Raw genomic sequence first — 16,712 nt, 5'->3', positions numbered from 1 at the left:
CGGCCGGGACCGGACGGGACCGGACGGCGCCCGGCGGCCCGGCCGGTTCGGGCCGGCGGCCGGATCAGCCGGTCCGGACCACCGGCCTGGTGGCGCGGCGGTCGCGCAGTGCCTGGAGGAGCCGCCTGGTCGCGCGGGTGGCGACCGGAGGCAGCAGGTCCAGCGCCAGGCGCCGGGGGGCCGAGCGGTGCGGCTGGACCGAGCCCGGCTTGACCGCGTAGTTCAGCCGCACCACCCGTGCACCGGCGATGGAGTCCTCGTCCACCGTGTAGCCGCCGGCCCGCCAGTCCCGGGCGAGCAGCACCCGCTGCAGCGCCTCGGCGTCCCCCCAGGTGCCGTAGAACTTCATCGGGGTGAGCAGCACCGGCCGCAGCCCGCCGGTGAACACGGCCTGCCAGACCGCCGCCGAGACGCCGGGGGTGTGTTCCGAGCGGTAGTCGTCGAGCGCGACCAGTCCGTTCTCGCCCAGCGCGGCCCGGGCCACCTCGATGTCCCCGGCGACGTGCTCGTAGAGGTGCGAGGCGTCGATGTGGACGAAGCGGCAGCTGCCGTCCGGGATCCGGTGGTCGGCCAGCACCGAGGTGGGGGCCTGCACGATGACCGGCAACTGCGGGTGGAACGCGAGGTAGTTGGACTCGAAGGCGGTCCTGGTCAGGGTCTTGCGGTAGGACATCGTCATCTCGGCGGCGTTGTCGGCGTCGCCGGCCTCGGAGTCGAACAGGTCGCAGACGGTCAGCTGTTCGCCGGACCGGAGGTGGTCGCCGAGCAGGACGGCGCTCCGGCCGAGGTAGGTGCCCAGTTCGAGGATGTCGCCGGTGCGGCCCGCCGTGCTCTGCTCGGCGAGGAAGTGGGCGAAGGCCTCCTGGTCGACCTTGAAGAACCAGCCGGGGATGCCGTCCCGCGTCAGGTGCTGCGGGCGGGCGGTTCCGGTGTCGGCAGTGGGCACGGCGGCCTCCAGGGGTGCGGGCATGGCCCGGCGCGTACGGTTCACCCCGCGGCGGCGCCATGGTGTGAGGCGGATCATCATAGCGACGACAACGCCCTGCTGCGCCAGGGTCGGAACGGGATTCGACGGATCATTTCGCACCCCTGTCCGCCGACCCCCGCACGCCCTCGGCGACCCGGATGAGAAGGCCCGGCCGAGGTCCGGTCCGAGGTCCGGTCCGAAGCCCGGCCCCACGGCCCGGCTCAGGAGGAGGCCCGGTCGCGCTCCAGCTCGGCGATCGTCGCGACCAGCCAGGCCCGCTCGGCGGCGCCGGACGCGCGTGCGACCAGCAGCATGCCCCGCCGGAACGGGCTGGGCTCCTGCTCGGCCGTGACCGGCCGGCCCTGCGCGTCGTAGAAGAAGCTGCTCGGCGCCTCCAGGAACGCCAGCCGCCGCCGCAGCACCGCGGCCTGCGCGGCCGGGTCGGTGAGGCGGTCGAGGAAGGCGGTCACCGTGAAGAAGCGGATCTGGTCGGAGATCTCGGCCTCGGCCGGGTCGGCCAGGCGGCTCTCCAGCTCGGCCCGGCCGTCGGCGGTGAGCTCCAGGATCTGCCTCGGCACGGCGCCGCTGCCCGGCTCCTGGTGGCGCTCCAGCAGTGCGGCCTTCTCCAGGCGCGCGATGGCGGGGTAGAGCGCGCCGTCGCTGACGGGCCGGACATGACCGGTCAGGCCGGTGATCCGTGACTTCAACTCGTAGCCGTGCAGCGGCTCGTCGTACAGGAAGCCGAGGATCGCGAGGGTGAGCACCGGTGAAGCCCTTCCGTCGTCGCGCGCTCCGTCCGGCCGTCATGCTACCTCTTGCCGATGTGCATCGAAACGAGGTATCTCTATTCGAGATAGTGAGGGCGAGGCGGCGAGCACACGGCTGAGCAGGTCGTGGAGCCGACGGAACCGGGGGAGCGACCATGCGAGGGCACCTGTCGAGGCTGATCGGGTTGGCGGGGCCGGTCTACGCCGGGCTCCTGTCCGGGGTGATCGCCACGGTCATCGGGACGTTCTGGGTGGGCCGGCTCGGCGGCTCGGCCGTCGCCGCCGTCACCCTCGCCGGCACCGTCGAGAACCTGCTGCTCGGTCTGATCCTGGTGGTCGGCTCCGGTACCACCGTGCGGATCTCGCACGCCGTCGGCGCCGGGGACCTCGCGGCGGCCGGCCGTACCGCGCGGGCGGCCTGGCGGCTCTGTGCCTGCGGCAGCCTGGTGCTCGCGGTGCCCGGCTTCCTGCTGCGCCACCCGATCGCGGAGGCCTTCCTGGACGGCCCCGCCGCCGCACTCGCCGCGGACTACTTCGCGGTCTCCTTTCCCGCGGTCGGGCTCTTCTTCGGTCAGCGGGTGGCCGACGAACTCTTCAAGGGCACGGGTGACACCCGGACGCCGATGCGGCTCGCCCTGCTGGGCAATGCCCTGCTGCTCCTCCTCGACCCGTTGCTGATCTTCGGCACCGGACCGCTCCCGGCGCTCGGCGTGACGGGCGCGGCCGTCGCGCTGACCGCCTCGCGCGCCACCGCCTTCGCCGTCACGGTGCTGCTCCGGCGGCGGCAGCGGCTGAGCGCCCCGGCGGGCGGGCTCCTGCCGGAGTCCCGCCGGATCGTCTTCGCCGGCGCGCCGTTCGGCTTCGACTTCACCGCCCGGATGGGCGTCGGCACGGCCCAGCTCGGCCTGGTCGCGGCCTTCGGCGTCCCGGCCGTCGCCGGCTACGGGGTGGGCTACCGCGTGCTGTTGATCGTGACGATGTCCTTCTACGCCGTGCGGCAGGCCGCCGCCATCGAGGCCGCCCGCCTCACCGGCGCGGGTGACGCGGACGGGCTGCGCACCCTGGGGCGCGACACCGCCCGGCTGGCCGGAGCCCTCGGCGCGGGCGCCGCCGTGCTCTGCGCGGCGCTGGCGGTGCCGGTCACCGCGCTGTTCACCGAGGACCGGGCGCTGGCCGCCCAGTCCGTCGGCTTCCTGCGGATGGCCGGGCTCTACCTGCTGCCGTACGCCCTGGTGGTGGCGCTCGGTGGCGTGCTCCAGGCCACCGGGGCGGGCCGCGCGCTGGTGGTGGCCGTTCTGCTCGGGCTCACCGTCCAACTCGCCGCCGGCGTGGCGCTGTCGGGCCCGTTCGGGGTGGACGGCCTCTGGGCCGGCATGTCGATCGGCGCGGTGACGCAACTGGGCCTGATGCGCCTGCCGGCGGTGAACCGCCGACGGCCCGTACCGCCGGGGCTGTCCGCACCGGCCGGCGCCGCAGCACCGGCCCACCCCGCCGGCCCCGCCGCACCGGCCGGGTCGGGGACCGGGGTCAACCGGTCGTCGGCGCCGGCGGAATGACGCCACGGCCCCTCGACCTGCGCCCGACTCACCCGCTGTGAGTGCTCGGCGCGGTCAGCCCGGCCGCTGCACCTCGGCCACCGCTGCCCGGGCCTGCCCCGGGAGCCGGGTGGTGAGCAGGGCGCCGACGGCGGCCACGGCCGCGAGGGTGAGCAGGGCCGGGCCCATGGCGGTCAGGAGCGGCCGGCCCGCGCTCAGCAGGGTCGCGGCGGCCGTGCCGAGGGTGGGGCCGATGTTCATCACGGTCTGCTGGAGGCCCCCGGCGACGCCCGCGTCGGCCACCGAGGCATCGCGGACGAGAACGGCGGTGGCGGTGACCATCACCGTGCCGAACCCGGTGCCCAGCAGGAGGAAGCTGCTGCCGGTCGCGAGGGCTCCGGACGACTCGTCGAACCGGGCGGCGAGCACGGCGCCGAGCGTGACCAGCAGCATTCCCGCCCCGGCCGTGGCGCGGGCCCCGTGGCGGCGCATCAGCACGGCGGAGGCCGGGGCGGCGGCCACCATGGTGACGGCCAGCGGCAGCGCCCGGAGCCCGCACTGGAACGGGTCCAGGCCGAGTACGTCCTGCAGGAAGTAGGTGGCCAGGAACAGTGTCCCGAAGAGCGCCGCGGACGCGGTCAGCAGTACCCCGAGCGCGGACCTGACCGTGGGCGACGCGATCACCCTCGGCGGCAGCAACGGGTGCGCCGCACGTCGCTGTTGGTGGAAGAAGGCGAAGCCGAGCAGTGCGGCGGCGACGAGGCCGAACAGCGTGGTGGCCGTCCGGCCGTGCTCGGGCACGCCGACGAGCGTGTGCACCAGGCAGACCAGCGCCGCCGCGAGCAGGCCCGCGCCCGCCAGGTCGAGCGAACGCGGGGATCCGGTCGCCGGGTCGGCGGGCGGCTGCGGAATCCGCACCGCCAGGGCGGCGAGCCCGGCCGCGACGGCGGGGGCGACGGTGAGGAAGAAGACGGCCCGCCAGCCCAGTTGGGCGGTCAGTGCCCCGCCGACGACCGGTCCGGCCGCGGCCGCCAGCCCGATCGCGCTGGTGCGCAGGGCGATCGGCATGGCGAGCCGGTCGGCCGGGTAGGCCGCGCGCAGCATGCCCAGGGTGGCCGGTTGCAGCAGCGCGCCCGCCACGCCCTGGGCGACGCGCAGGCCGATCACCCAGCCGACGCCGGGCGCCAGGCCGATCGCGGCCGAGGTGGCGGCGAAGCCCAGCACGCCGATGGCGAAGACGCGTTGGTGGCCGTAGCGGTCGCCCAGCCGCCCGGCGAAGACCAGCAGGCTGGCGACCGCGATCAGGTACGCGGTGCTGGTCCACTGCACGGCGGTGAAGGAGGCGTTCAGGTCGTGTTGCATCGTGGGCCGGGCGACGGTGAGCACCGTGCCGTCCAGTGCCACGATCGAGGCGCCGGTGATGCTGCCGGCGAGGGTGAGGCGTTGGCGCGCGGACGTGGTCACCGTTCCTCCGGGCCGAGGTGGGCGGCCAGGGCGGCGCGCAGCAGCGGCTCGATGTCGTCGCCGCCGGTGGCGAGTTGCAGACTGCCCCAGGCACGGAGCTGGGCGAGGCCGTGCAGATTGGCCCAGAGCGCACCGGCGACGGCCGCGGGCTCCGCACCGCTCGGCGGCCGCACCCGGGCGACCAGGCGGGTGAAGGTCTCGAAGAGCGGAAGGCTGGTCTGCCGCAGGCCGATGCCGCTGCCCTCCAGCAGGTCGTGACGGAACATCAGCTCGAACATGCCGGGCGCGGCGGCCGCGTAGTCGAGGTAGGCGCGGGCGAGGGCGGCGAGGCGTTCGCGCGGGCCGGTGCCCGCGGCCTGGTCCGCGGCGGCGAGGGCGGCGGCCAGTTCGTCGAAGCCGTGCCGGGCGATGGCGGACAGCAGCTCGACGTGGGTGGCGAAGTAGCGGCGCGGCGCGCCGTGCGAGACGCCGGCGTGGCGGGCGATCTCGCGCAGGGTGAGCGCGTGGACGCCCTCGCCGGTCACCAGTTCGACGCCGGCCGCCACCAGTCGGGCCCGCAGGCCCGTGTCCTGATCGTTCATGGACACTGTCTACCAGGGTGGAGTAGACAGTGTCTACTCGCCGTCGCAGGGGTGGGCCGGGCAGAATCGGCGGTATGGACGAAGTCGGCGAACCGGCCTGCTGGCTGGACCGGGTCTGCCCGGAGTGCGGGCGGTTGCGCGAGCGGACCGGGCCGGAGCCCTGCGCGAACTGCGGTGCCCGGCCCGAGCCCGAGCCCGGGGCGGACCGGGCGGCGGGCCCGACGGCGCACCCGCGGGCGGAGCCGGCCGCGGGGCCGGGCGTGGACCCCGGGGCGGATCGGGCCTCCTGATCCGCCCCCGGGGCCGTGGTCAGCGCGGGAGTCCGTTGGCCGGTTGCTCCTGCGCGAGTCCGTCGTGCGCGAGTTCGCCCCGCGCGGGTCCGTCCTTCGCGAGTCCGTCCGGCGTGAGTCCGTCCGGTGCGAACCGGTCGTGCGCGGGTCCGTCCTTCGCGGGTCCGTCCGGTGCGGCACCCTCCGGCGCGATTCCGTCCTCCGGGCCGGTCCCCGGCAGCCGTTCGGCGGCCGGCGCGTCCCGCACGGCGGGTGCCCAGCGCCCGCGGCCGCGCAGCGCTCCGAGCCGCTCCACAGCGGGCTGGGTGTACCGGGCGGCGAGCGGTCCGGTGACCACCAGGATCAGCACGTACGCGGTGGCGAACGGTCCGAGCTCGGGTTCGATGCCCGCGGTGACGGCCAGGCCGGCGATGACGATCGAGAACTCCCCGCGCGAGACCAGCGCCCCGCCGGCCCGCCAGCGGCCGCGTTCGGCGATCCCGGCACGGCGGGCGGCCCAGTACCCGGTGGCCACCTTGGTGAGCGCGGTGACCAGGGCCAGCAGCAGCGCGGGCAGCAGGACGGGCGGGATGCTGGTGGGATCGGTGCTGAGCCCGAAGAAGACGAAGAAGACCGCCGCGAAGAGGTCCCGCAGCGGGCTGAGCAGGGTGTGCGCGCCCTCGGCGGCCTCGCCGGAGAGGGCGATGCCGACCAGGAAGGCCCCGACCGCCGCCGACACCTGGAGTTGCTGCGCGAGGCCGGCGACCAGCAGGGTGAGCCCGAGGACGACCAGCAGCAGCTTCTCCGGGTCGTCGTGCGAGACGAACTTCGAGATCACCCGACCGTAGCGGAGTGCGACGAAGAGCACGGCGCCGGCGGTGGCGAGCGCGATGGCGAGGGTGAGCGAGCCGGCGAGCAGCCCGGCGCCGGCCAGCAGTGCGGTCAGGATCGGCAGGTAGACGGCCATCGCCAGGTCCTCCAGCACCAGGATGCTGAGGATCACCGGGGTCTCCCGGTTGCCGAGCCGGCCGAGGTCGCCGAGCACCTTGGCGATGACCCCGGAGGACGAGATCCAGGTGACACCGGCCAGCACCACGGCGGCGACCGGGCCCCATCCGAGCAGCAGCGCGGCCGCCGCGCCGGGCAGCGCGTTGAGCAGGAAGTCGACGGCGCCGGCCGGGTACTGGGCCTTCAGGTTGGTCACCAGGTCGGCGGCGGTGTACTCCAGACCCAGCATCAACAGCAGCAGGACGACGCCGATCTCGGCGCCGGTGGCGACGAACTCCTCACTGGCGCTGAGCGGCAGCAGCCCGCCCTTGCCGAAGGCCAGTCCGCCGAGCAGGTAGAGCGGGATGGGAGAGAAACCGTACCGGCCGGCTATTCGGCCGAGCAGGCCCAGCACCAGGATGACCGAGCCGAGTTCGATGAAGACGCTGGCGGTGTGCATCCGATCACTCCCTGCCCAGGATCGCGGCGGCGGCGTCCACGCCCTCGCGGGTGCCGATCACGATCAGGATGTCGCCGCCGGCCAGCCGGAAGTCGGGTGCGGGGGAGGGGACGGCGCCGGTGCGGCGCAGCACGGCGACGATCGAGGCGCCGGTCGCGGTGCGCATCCGGGTCTCGCCGAGCAGCCGGCCGTTCCAGTGGGAGGTGCCGTCGACGGGGAGGCGCTCGGCGACCAGGCCCAGGTCGGTGGTGTGCAGCAGGCCCGGGTTGTGGTGAGCGGGCGTCAGGGCGTCGACCAGGGCGGTGGACTCCTCGGCCGTCAGCCGGAACGCCTGGGCGCAGGCGTCGGGGTCGTCCGAGCGGTACACGTTGAGGCTGCGTGAGCCGTCCCGGTGGGCGATGACGGACAGGTGCCGCTGTTCTCGGGTGGTCAGGTCGTACTGGACGCCGACGCCGGGCAGGGGAGTGGTCCGGACACGGGGGATCGACACGGCGGCTGTCCTCTCGTCAGGGCTTCCCGCTGGCGTGCGCGACAGCTGCCGGAACAGGGCCGGCCCGGCGGGCGGCCGGCGGCCCCGACGGGCCGGCCGGCGCCGCACCGCGTGCGACACGCGGAAGCGCTACCGTGCCAATGGTAATGAGTGTGCAAAGCCCTCCTGATGGGAGGGGGTCGGAAGGTGTCCGGAGGGGCGCTCGGGGCGCAGCCGTTCGAGGGGTGCCTGGGGATGCCCGGGGTGCTCGCGGAGTGCACGGGGCTGCTCGGGGGACCGTCGTGCGGGGGGCGAACGTACGGCACCCCGGTCCGGGCGTGCGCGTGGTCGCGCGGGCCGGACCGGGGTGTCCGTTGCACGGGTGGCCGAGCGGTGCCGGCGGGCTACTGGGGCGGCTGGTCGCGGAACTGCTCCTTGGCCTTCTCCTGGGCCGTGTCGACCTGGCCGCTGTACTTGCCCTCGGTCCGCTGGTCGACGGCGTCGCCCGCCTTGTCGACGGCCTTGTCGGTCTGGTCCTCGTGGCCCTTCAGCATCTGCTTGATCTTGTCGATCATGGACATTCGGTCACACTCCTGGATGAGACGACCCCACCCCTCCAGGATCACCGCGCGGTCGGATGTCCGCATCCGGTCAGCTTTCGCGTCAGGGTTGGAAATGTGGCTCCGAGCATGTCAAATCGGGATCTCCATGGACTCTCGGAAGGACTTGCCGTGAATGCTCGGACCAGCCGCCCGACCGCCTCACCCCGCCCGGGGACTGCCCGGACCCGCCGGGTCGCGAGCTCCGCGCTGGCGGTGGCGGCCCTGGTGACCCCCCTGCTGCTGGTCGGTACCGGGAGCGCCGCGGCCGATCCGGACCCGGGCCGCAAGGGCGCCAAGCTTGCCGCAAGGCTCGTCGACGAGAGCAGCGCGGGCAGTGCCCACCGCACGCTGGCGGCGCTCCAGCGGATCGCGGACCGTAACGGCGGCAACCGGGTGGCGGGCTCGCGCGGCCATGACGAGTCCGCCCGCTACGTCTACGACCAGGCCCGCCAGGCCGGGCTGAAGGTGTCGAAGCAGGAGTTCGAGTACACCTTCTTCCAGGCGCTCGCGCAGCGGCTGAGCGTGGTGTCGCCGCAGGCCGAGGACGTGCCGGTGATCGCCATGACGTACTCCGTCGGCGGCCCGGAGGGCGGTCTGACCGCCCCGCTCGCCGTCGTACCGGCGGACGACACCACCGGCTGCGAGGCGGGCGACTACGCGGCCGGCGCGTTCACCGGCCGGATCGCGCTGATCAAGCGCGGCGGTTGCAGCTTCGCCGTCAAGGCGGCCGCGGCGGCGGACGCGGGCGCGCTCGGCGCGATCGTGTACAACAACACCGACGGGGACCTCAACGGCACCCTCGGGGACCCGACGGCCGGCCGGCTCCCGACCGGCGGGATCGGCAAGGCGGCCGGCGAGGCGCTGGTCGCCAAGGCCGCGGCCGGCCCGGTCACCGTCGGCCTGGACATCCGCACCTTCATGGAGAAGCGCAAGACCTGGAACGTCATCGCCGAGACCCGCGGCGGCGACCCGGCGAACACCGTCGTCATCGGTTCCCACCTCGACTCCGTGGTGGCGGGCCCGGGCATCAACGACAACGGCTCCGGCTCGGCGGGCGTCCTTGAGGTGGCGAAGAACCTCGGCAACCGGCCGGTGAAGAACAAGGTCAGGTTCGCCTGGTGGTCCGCCGAGGAGTTCGGCCTCAAGGGCTCCGAGGCCTACGTGGCGTCGCTCCCCGAGGCCGAGCAGAAGAAGATCAAGCTCTATCTGAACTTCGACATGATCGCCTCGCCCAACTCCGCCCAGTTCGTCTACGACGGCGACGACTCCGACCACGTCGGCTCCGGCCCCGGCCCGGACGGCTCGGCGCAGCTGGAGCGGCGCATCACCGACTACCTGGACCGCCGGGGCCTGCCGCACGAGGGCACCGACTTCACCGGCCGCTCCGACTACGGCCCGTTCATCGACGCCGGCATCCCGGCCGGCGGCACCGACACCGGCGCCGAGGTGATCAAGTCCGCGGCGCAGGCGGCGCGTTACGGCGGCACCGCCGGGGTGGCGTTCGACAAGTGCTACCACAAGGCCTGCGACAACCTGGGCAACCTCGACATGAAGGCCTTCGACGTCAACATCGACGTGATCGCCGACGCCGTCGGCACCTACGCCTGGGACCTCTCCTCGCTGCACGCGCCGGTGACGCCGCAGCACACCGACGGCCAGGCCGGCAGCGGCGGCGGCCTGCAGGAGGGCCACGCGCACGAGGTCGCGGCCTGACCGCCCGGGGGCCCCGCCGCAGTGCGGGGCCCCCGGCCGTGCGCCGACCTGCCCGCCGTGCCCCGCCCGGCTCCGGCGGGCCGTACCCGGGCGGGAGGCCGATCGGCCGGGGTCGATGAGTGCGCCGCGCGGGCTCCTGACACCATGGCACCGAGATCACGTCACCGTGACACCCTCGGAGGAGTCAGCATCATGAGCACGCACTACGACGTCGTCGTCCTCGGCGCGGGCCCCGGCGGCTACACCGCCGCCGTCCGCGCCTCCCAGCTGGGCCTGCGGACCGCCGTCATCGAGGCCAAGTACTGGGGCGGGGTCTGCCTCAACGTCGGCTGCATCCCCTCCAAGGCACTGCTGCGCAACGCCGAGCTGGCGCACATCTTCACCAAGGAGGCCAAGACCTTCGGCATCAAGGTCGAGGGCACGGTGAGCTTCGACTTCGGCGAGGCGTTCCGCCGCAGCCGGACCGTCGCCGACGGCCGGGTCAAGGGCGTCCACTACCTGATGAAGAAGAACGGCATCACCGAGTACGACGGCCGGGGCACCTTCGTCGACGACCGCACCCTCCAGGTCGCGCTGACCGGCGGCGGCTTCGAGGTCGTCACCTTCGACCACTGCATCATCGCGGCCGGCGCCACCACCCGGCTGCTCCCCGGCACCAGCCTCAGCGAGCGCGTGGTCACCTACGAGGAGCAGATCCTCACCGAGGAGCTGCCGGGCAGCATCATCATCGCGGGCGCCGGCGCGATCGGCGTCGAGTTCGCGTACGTGCTGCACAACTACGGCGTGAAGGTCACCATCGTCGAGTTCCTCGACCGGATGGTGCCGCTGGAGGACGTCGAGGTCTCCACCGAGCTCGGCAAGCAGTACCGCAAGCTCGGCATCGAGGTGCTCACCTCCACCCGGGTGGAGTCGATCGACGACAGCGACCCGGCCGCCAAGGTCAGGGTCACCGTCACCCGCGACGGGCAGCAGCGGGTGCTGGAGGCCGACAAGGTGCTCCAGGCGATCGGCTTCGCGCCCCGGGTGAACGGCTACGGCCTGGAGAACACCGGGGTGAAGCTCACCGACCGGGGCGCCATCGACGTCGACGGCCGGGGCCGCACCAGCGTCGACCACATCTTCGCGATCGGTGACGTGACGGCGAAGCTGATGCTGGCCCACGCGGCCGAGTCGATGGGCGTGATCGCCGCCGAGACCATCGGCGGGGCCGAGACCATGGAGCTCGACTTCGCGATGATCCCGCGCGCCACCTACTGCCAGCCGCAGATCGCCAGCTTCGGCTACACCGAGGCGCAGGCCCGCGAGCTGGGCCACGACGTCAAGGTCGCCAAGTTCCCGTTCACCGCCAACGGCAAGGCGCACGGCCTCGGCCACCCGATCGGCTTCGTCAAGGTCATCAGTGACGGCAAGCACGGCGAGCTGCTGGGCGCCCACCTGATCGGTCCCGAGGTGACCGAGCTGCTGCCGGAGCTCACCCTGGCCCAGCAGTGGGACCTCACCGTGCACGAGGTGGCCCGCAACGTGCACGCCCACCCGACGCTCGGCGAGGCGGTCAAGGAGGCCATCCACGGCCTGGCCGGTCACATGATCAACATGTGACGCGGGCTCATGCCGGGGCCACGGCCCCGCACGCAGGGCGCCGGGCGGGCGCCAGGATCGTCCGCCCGGCGCCCGGGACCGCATCGGGCCGACCTGCCACCCGCCGGCTCCGTACCCAGGCCAATCATCCTCGATTGGCCATGGTGGGCCGTCGGAGCCGCCGCTATCGTCCCGGCCATGCGAATTCACGTGGTCGACGCCTTCACTGACCGTCCGTTCGCCGGGAACCCGGCAGGTGTGTGCCTCCTGCCGGCGGGGGAGTGGCCGGACGACACCTGGATGCGGCAGGTGGCCGCCGAACTGAACCACTCCGAGACCGCGTTCGCCCTCCCGTTGGCCGGCGACGCCGAGGCCGACTGGGCCATCCGCTGGTTCACCCCCGTCGTGGAGGCCACCCTCTGCGGCCACGCCACCCTGGCCACGGCACACGCGCTCCGCACCGAGCGGGGCATCCTCGGCACCGTGCGGTTCGGCAGCCGTCACCACGGGGTCCTCGTCACGCACACCGACGAAGCCGGCGGCGTCACCCTGGACTTCCCGGCCGCACCCGGCGCGGAGGTCCCGGCCCCGAAGGGACTGGCCGAGGCACTGACGGTCGAGCCCGAGTCGACCAGGCACACCGGCCCGCTGGGCGACCTGCTGGCCGTCCTGCCGGACGAAGCCGCCGTTCGCACGCTGGCTCCCCGGCTGGAGGAGGTGGCCGCCCTGACGCTCCGCGAGGACATCCGCGGCATCGTCGTCACGGCGCCGGCCGACCAGGCCGGGGGCGAGTACGACTTCGTCTCCCGCTTCTTCGCGCCCGCCCGGGGCATCCCGGAGGACCCGGTCACGGGCAGCGCCCACACCGCACTCGCCCCGTACTGGTCGGCCCGCCTGGGGCGTGACCGGCTCGTCGGCCTCCAGGTGTCCGCCCGGACGGGCCTGGTCCGAACGGCCCTGCACGGCGACCGCGTCCACCTCACCGGGAGCGCGGTCACCGTCCTGGACGGCACCCTGCACGTCTAGCGCGCCGTTGGCTCCGCCCGCGAGGTTCGGGGCCGATCCCGCCGCATGGTCGGCCGCCGCGCCGCCGGGGAGAATGCCCGGGTGACAGACCTGACCCTCAACCTCTGGCGGCAGCCGCTCGGGTCGGTGCCGGACTCCGTCTGGGACCGCACCGACCTGACCGTCCTCATCCTGGCCGAGACCGGCCTGACCGAACTGCCGCCCGGGATCGGACGGTTGCAACGACTGCGCACCCTCGACCTCGGACACAACGCACTCACCACCGTGCCCGAGGCGATCGGCGAACTCGCCGGACTGCGCGACTTCCTCTACCTGCACGACAACGCGCTCACCACCCTGCCGGACAGCCTCGGCGGGCTCGCCGCCCTGCGCTACCTCAACGTCGGCGAGAACCGGATCGGCGAACTGCCCGACGCGCTGGGCGCGATGACCGCCCTCGTGGAGCTACGGGCCCAGCACAACCGGCTCACCGGTCTCCCGGACACCCTCGGCCGGCTCGGCGCGCTGCGCGAACTCTGGCTGCGGGGCAACGCGTTGACCGCTCTGCCGGCCTCCGCCGCCGGTCTGACCGCGCTGCGCGAGCTGGACCTGCGGGACAACGCCTTCACCGAGATCCCACCGGTGCTCGCCGAACTGCCACTGCTGCGCCGACTGGACCTGCGGAGCAACCGGCTGACCGCGCTGCCGCACTGGCTGGCCGAGCTGCCCGCACTGGAGAAGCTCGACCTGCGGTGGAACGACGTGACCCCGCCGCCCCGGCTGCTCACGGCCCTCGCCGAGCGCGGCTGCGCCGTACTGCACTGAGGGCGCCGCCCCGGGACGGCGCCGCGGCTGACGTTGATGCGGCCAGGTCACGAGCCCCCGTAGCGCAAGCCGGCGGCCGGCAGAAGTTTGCATGACTGCCATGTGGCAGTTGTGCCACTTGTCTACGTTCGAGGGCGACCGCGCAAAGACGCATGATCTTCCGCAAGCGAGGGCGCATGAAGCGACACACCGACCCGGCCGCTCCGAACACCGGAGTCATCGGCATCGTCCAGATCTCCGACCTTCACTTCCGGGACGCACCCGGGGCCCGGACCTTCGTCGGTCACGAACCCGACGACGGGCTCGCGGCGGTCCTCGCCGACGCGGCGCCGGTGCTCACCGGGGCCGCGATGGTGGTCGCCACCGGAGACCTGGCGGACATCGGTGAGCCGGCCGCGTACGAGCGGATGGGCGAGGTCCTGGGCGCACTCCCCACCCCGGTCTACTGCCTCGCCGGGAACCACGACCGGCAGGACACCCTGCAGGCGTGCCTGCCCCGCCCCAACGTGCACCTGGAACCCGCCGTCCGGGTCGGGAACTGGCTGATGCTGTTCCTCGACACCAACGCACACGGCCGCGAGGCCGCCGCCGACGGCACCTACCGCGACCGCGACGACCGGGTGCACGCGGCCGCCCAACCCGGCCTCACCCCGATCGAGGAGGATCGCGCCCGCGCGATCCTGGCCGCCACCCGGGCGGACCACGTCTTCGTGTGGCTGCACCAGCCGCCGCTGGCCGCGACCGCACCGGACGTCCGGAGCTACCGCGAACTCACCGAACTGATACGTGATTTCCCCAGGATCCGGGCGATCGGCGCCGGCCACCTGCACGGTGACCTGTCCGGCGAGTTCGAGGGGCGCCCCGTGTACGTGTGCCCGTCGACCTTCTTCAGCATCGATCACGTGAACCGGACCTTCCAGGGCCCCGGCTACCGCACCTACACCCTGCGTCCCGACGGTCGCGTCGACAGCGAGGTCCACACCGTGCCCGGCGCGATCAGCGACACCATGCGTGCCGCTCCGCTCCCGGTCTTCCTCGCCGACCTGCTGGCGGGCCGGATCACCGGGGAGGAGCTCCGGGCCCTGAGCGACGCCGAGTTCGAGGAACGCTTCGGCGAACCCCGCCCGATGCGCCGACCGTGAGCCCGCAGAGCAGCGCGCCGCGGCAAGCCTCGGCTCCGCGGCGCGCTCCCCGGTCGAAGCCCTTTGGCCACGGGCCCGCCCAGGCTGGCGTGTTCTGTCCACTCCGTCCCCCGCAGCGCATCGGGCACGTCGCTTCTCCAGTGGCCACGGCTGCGACCTGAACCGGTGCCTGCTCCGCCAGCGGTGTCCGCCTCGGGGTACCGGTCCAGGCCGGGACGAGAATCGGATTCGAGCGGACCGCCAGCCACCGGGCCGATCGCGCTCGGGAGATGATCGGCCGTGAGCCGTGGCCTGCTTTCGGCCACTGCAGCTGCTTCGCTTCCCTGTCACCGGACGAGCTCCTAGTGTGGAACGCGTAAGGACGATCCGAGGGGGAAATCATGAAGACTCGATTCTCACGTGTTTCCATGCCGCGCAAGATCGCCCGGGTCGGTGCGGTACTGATCGCCCTGACGGCGGGAATCGCAGCCTTCCCCGCTTCGGCCTCGGCCTACAGCGCAGGCCAGTGCCACTATGGAGAGGGTGCGGGAAATGGTGACGGAAACAACAATGTGATCCTGATGCAGATCTACCGGTGCCCGGATGGCCATGACTACGTGTCCGGACTGATCAAGAATCCAAGCGGTGGGTGGGCGCGCGTATGGATCGACGATTCCACTGATGGCGGGGCGACCTGGAAGGGATTTCGCCTGTACGCCGAAGGGTATGACGCCGTGACAACCGGCAATACGCTGTACTACGACGGATACCCTCACCAGACGCGGGTCTGTGGTGATGCGGACGGTGGGTTCACCTTCTGCACGAGCTGGTATTAGTGGCCCGGCGAAAAGGGCTGGCCGGACGCGCCGGCGCGCTGTTACCGTGGGAGGCATGAAGCGCGCTGCAGCCGTCCTGACGACGACGCCGGAGAGAGTCCCGGCGCGCTGACTGCTGACCTAGTCCGAAGCCCCGGGGCCGAGTGCCCCGGGGCTTCGTCGTACCCGGTCCACTCGGCCCGAGGGGCGCCGCCTGCGGGCCCCACCGCAGGCGTCACCCCGCAGAATCGAGTGGAGACCGCCACCATGCACGACCACCGCCGGCTCGGCCGCGAACTCGACCTCTTCGACACCGACCCGCTGATGGGCGCCGGCCTGCCGTACTGGCTGCCCGACGGCGCCGCCGTGCGGCACACCCTGGAGGAGTTCGTCCGGGGGCGCGAACAGCGGGCCGGCTACCGCCACGTGTACTCGCCGGTGCTCGGCAAACGCGAGCTGTACGAGATCTCCGGCCACTGGTCGCACTACCGGGACGACATGTTCCCACCGATGGACCTGGGAGCCGAGCAGGTCGTGCTGCGCCCCAGCCTCTGTCCGCACCACGCCCTCATCTATCGCTCCCGGGCCCGCAGTTACCGTGAACTTCCGCTACGAATGGCAGAGTTGGGCGGGATGTACCGCTCCGAGCTGTCCGGCGTGCTGGGCGGGCTCACCCGGGTCCGGGCGATCCAGCTGAACGACGCGCACATCTTCTGCACCCCCGAGCAGGCCGCCGACGAGGCGGTGGCCGCGCTGGAGCTGATCCGCGAGGCGCATCGTGCGCTCGGGATCAGGCCCGTCCGCTACCGGCTCTCGCTGCCCGGCGAGGGCGGGAAGTACGTGGCCGACCCGGCGCTCTGGGAACGGGCCACCGCGCTGCTGACCGATGTGCTGGAGCGCTCCGGGGGGCCGTTCGAGGCGGTCGAGGGGGAGGCGGCGTTCTACGGTCCGAAGATCGACGTCCAGATCGCCGACGCCGCCGGGCGCGAGTCCACCCTCTCCACCGTGCAGATCGACTTCCACCAGCCGGAGCGGTTCGGCCTGCACTACATCGGTGCCGACGGGGCCAGGCACCGGCCGGTGATGGTCCACCGCAGCGTGATCGGCAGCGTCGAGCGGGTCGTCGCCCATCTGATCGAGCTGTACGGCGGCGCGTTCCCGGCCTGGCTGGCGCCCACCCAGCTGGTCCTGCTGCCCCTCTCCGAGGGGGAGGTGCCGCAGGCCGCGCAGTTGCGGCAGCGCTGCCTCGACCAGGGGCTGCGGGCCGAGGTCGCCGGGCCCGAGCACGGCAGCCTGGGCGCGCGGATCCGGGAGGCCCGGCTGGTCCCGTACCAGGCGGTGATCGGGCCCAGGGAGGCGGCGGACGGGCGGGTGGCCCTGCGGCTGCGCGACGGGCGCCGGCTCGATCCCATGCCGGCGGGGGAGGCACTGGCCCGGATCGGGGCCCTGGTCGGGGCGTCCAGCGCCGAGCTGTGGGAGGCCGCGCCGTAGTGCCGCCCGGCCCCGACGCCGCGGGCGGCCCGCCCGCGGCGCCGACGCCGCCCGGTGGTCAGT

At 73.3% G+C, this 16,712-nt stretch carries 16 protein-coding genes; 9 read left to right on the top strand and 7 right to left on the bottom strand.

Annotated features, from left to right (window positions below):
• Nucleotides 1-64: 64 nt before the first annotated feature.
• Both ACFVYI_RS04565 and ACFVYI_RS04560 read right to left on the bottom strand, forming a co-directional pair.
• The gene (locus ACFVYI_RS04565) at nt 65-970 is read right to left on the bottom strand and encodes a class I SAM-dependent methyltransferase (protein WP_387881504.1); all 906 of its coding nucleotides are present in this window, start codon (nt 968-970) and stop codon (nt 65-67) included.
• A 218-nt stretch (nt 971-1,188) separates the two neighbouring features.
• A complete protein-coding gene (locus ACFVYI_RS04560; protein ID WP_387881502.1) occupies nt 1,189-1,731 on the bottom strand; it encodes a PadR family transcriptional regulator in 543 nt (180 codons plus the stop codon).
• Nucleotides 1,732-1,889: 158 nt separating this feature from the next.
• Between ACFVYI_RS04560 and ACFVYI_RS04555 the strand changes: the two genes are divergently transcribed.
• Complete coding sequence (locus ACFVYI_RS04555) at nt 1,890-3,290, top strand: MATE family efflux transporter (protein ID WP_387881501.1); 1,401 nt, start codon at nt 1,890-1,892, stop codon at nt 3,288-3,290.
• A 54-nt stretch (nt 3,291-3,344) separates the two neighbouring features.
• Here ACFVYI_RS04555 and ACFVYI_RS04550 read toward each other — a convergent pair whose 3' ends face one another.
• Entirely contained in the window at nt 3,345-4,733 is a 1,389-nt protein-coding gene (locus tag ACFVYI_RS04550; protein ID WP_387881499.1) for an MFS transporter, read from the bottom strand.
• Nucleotides 4,730-5,314: a TetR/AcrR family transcriptional regulator gene (locus ACFVYI_RS04545; RefSeq protein ID WP_387881497.1), complete on the bottom strand. Its 585-nt coding sequence runs from the start codon at nt 5,312-5,314 to the stop codon at nt 4,730-4,732. The genes ACFVYI_RS04550 and ACFVYI_RS04545 overlap by 4 nt, the downstream gene beginning before the upstream one ends.
• 74 nt (nt 5,315-5,388) lie before the next feature.
• Between ACFVYI_RS04545 and ACFVYI_RS04540 the strand changes: the two genes are divergently transcribed.
• Nucleotides 5,389-5,604, top strand: a complete 216-nt coding sequence (locus tag ACFVYI_RS04540; protein ID WP_387881496.1) for a hypothetical protein — start codon at nt 5,389-5,391, stop codon at nt 5,602-5,604.
• A gap of 19 nt (nt 5,605-5,623) precedes the next feature.
• Here ACFVYI_RS04540 and ACFVYI_RS04535 read toward each other — a convergent pair whose 3' ends face one another.
• The 3 genes from ACFVYI_RS04535 to ACFVYI_RS04525 all read right to left on the bottom strand — a co-directional run bounded on the left by ACFVYI_RS04535 (nt 5,624) and on the right by ACFVYI_RS04525 (nt 8,080).
• Nucleotides 5,624-7,030: a cation:proton antiporter gene (locus tag ACFVYI_RS04535; protein ID WP_387881494.1), complete on the bottom strand. Its 1,407-nt coding sequence runs from the start codon at nt 7,028-7,030 to the stop codon at nt 5,624-5,626.
• Between the two features lie 4 nt (nt 7,031-7,034).
• The gene (locus ACFVYI_RS04530) at nt 7,035-7,520 is read right to left on the bottom strand and encodes a cation:proton antiporter regulatory subunit (protein WP_387881492.1); all 486 of its coding nucleotides are present in this window, start codon (nt 7,518-7,520) and stop codon (nt 7,035-7,037) included.
• Between the two features lie 383 nt (nt 7,521-7,903).
• Nucleotides 7,904-8,080: an antitoxin gene (locus ACFVYI_RS04525; RefSeq protein WP_387881491.1), complete on the bottom strand. Its 177-nt coding sequence runs from the start codon at nt 8,078-8,080 to the stop codon at nt 7,904-7,906.
• 228 nt (nt 8,081-8,308) lie between these two features.
• On the opposite strand from ACFVYI_RS04525, the gene ACFVYI_RS04520 reads away from it, so the two are divergent.
• From ACFVYI_RS04520 to thrS, 7 genes are all read left to right on the top strand, one after another.
• Nucleotides 8,309-9,814: a M28 family metallopeptidase gene (locus ACFVYI_RS04520; protein ID WP_387881673.1), complete on the top strand. Its 1,506-nt coding sequence runs from the start codon at nt 8,309-8,311 to the stop codon at nt 9,812-9,814.
• 192 nt (nt 9,815-10,006) lie between these two features.
• Complete coding sequence (gene lpdA, locus ACFVYI_RS04515) at nt 10,007-11,413, top strand: dihydrolipoyl dehydrogenase (RefSeq protein WP_387881489.1); 1,407 nt, start codon at nt 10,007-10,009, stop codon at nt 11,411-11,413.
• A gap of 177 nt (nt 11,414-11,590) precedes the next feature.
• Nucleotides 11,591-12,418 (top strand): PhzF family phenazine biosynthesis protein, encoded by an 828-nt coding sequence (locus ACFVYI_RS04510; protein WP_387881487.1) that lies wholly within the window; start codon nt 11,591-11,593, stop codon nt 12,416-12,418.
• 81 nt (nt 12,419-12,499) lie between these two features.
• The gene (locus ACFVYI_RS04505; RefSeq protein WP_387881485.1) at nt 12,500-13,222 is read left to right on the top strand and encodes a leucine-rich repeat domain-containing protein; all 723 of its coding nucleotides are present in this window, start codon (nt 12,500-12,502) and stop codon (nt 13,220-13,222) included.
• Between the two features lie 176 nt (nt 13,223-13,398).
• Nucleotides 13,399-14,364 (top strand): metallophosphoesterase, encoded by a 966-nt coding sequence (locus ACFVYI_RS04500; RefSeq protein ID WP_387881483.1) that lies wholly within the window; start codon nt 13,399-13,401, stop codon nt 14,362-14,364.
• Between the two features lie 380 nt (nt 14,365-14,744).
• Nucleotides 14,745-15,179, top strand: coding sequence for a hypothetical protein (locus tag ACFVYI_RS04495; RefSeq protein WP_387881481.1), 435 nt, complete (start codon nt 14,745-14,747; stop codon nt 15,177-15,179).
• Between the two features lie 231 nt (nt 15,180-15,410).
• Nucleotides 15,411-16,649, top strand: coding sequence for a threonine--tRNA ligase (gene thrS / locus ACFVYI_RS04490; RefSeq protein ID WP_387881480.1), 1,239 nt, complete (start codon nt 15,411-15,413; stop codon nt 16,647-16,649).
• Nucleotides 16,650-16,712: the final 63 nt, after the last annotated feature.

Source organism: Kitasatospora sp. NPDC058218, assembly GCF_042882445.1.
In the GTDB taxonomy this organism is placed as follows: Bacteria; Actinomycetota; Actinomycetes; order Streptomycetales; family Streptomycetaceae; genus Kitasatospora.
The sequence above is the reverse complement of the archived record's forward strand: the minus strand, read 5'-3'. Positions and strand labels throughout refer to the sequence as shown.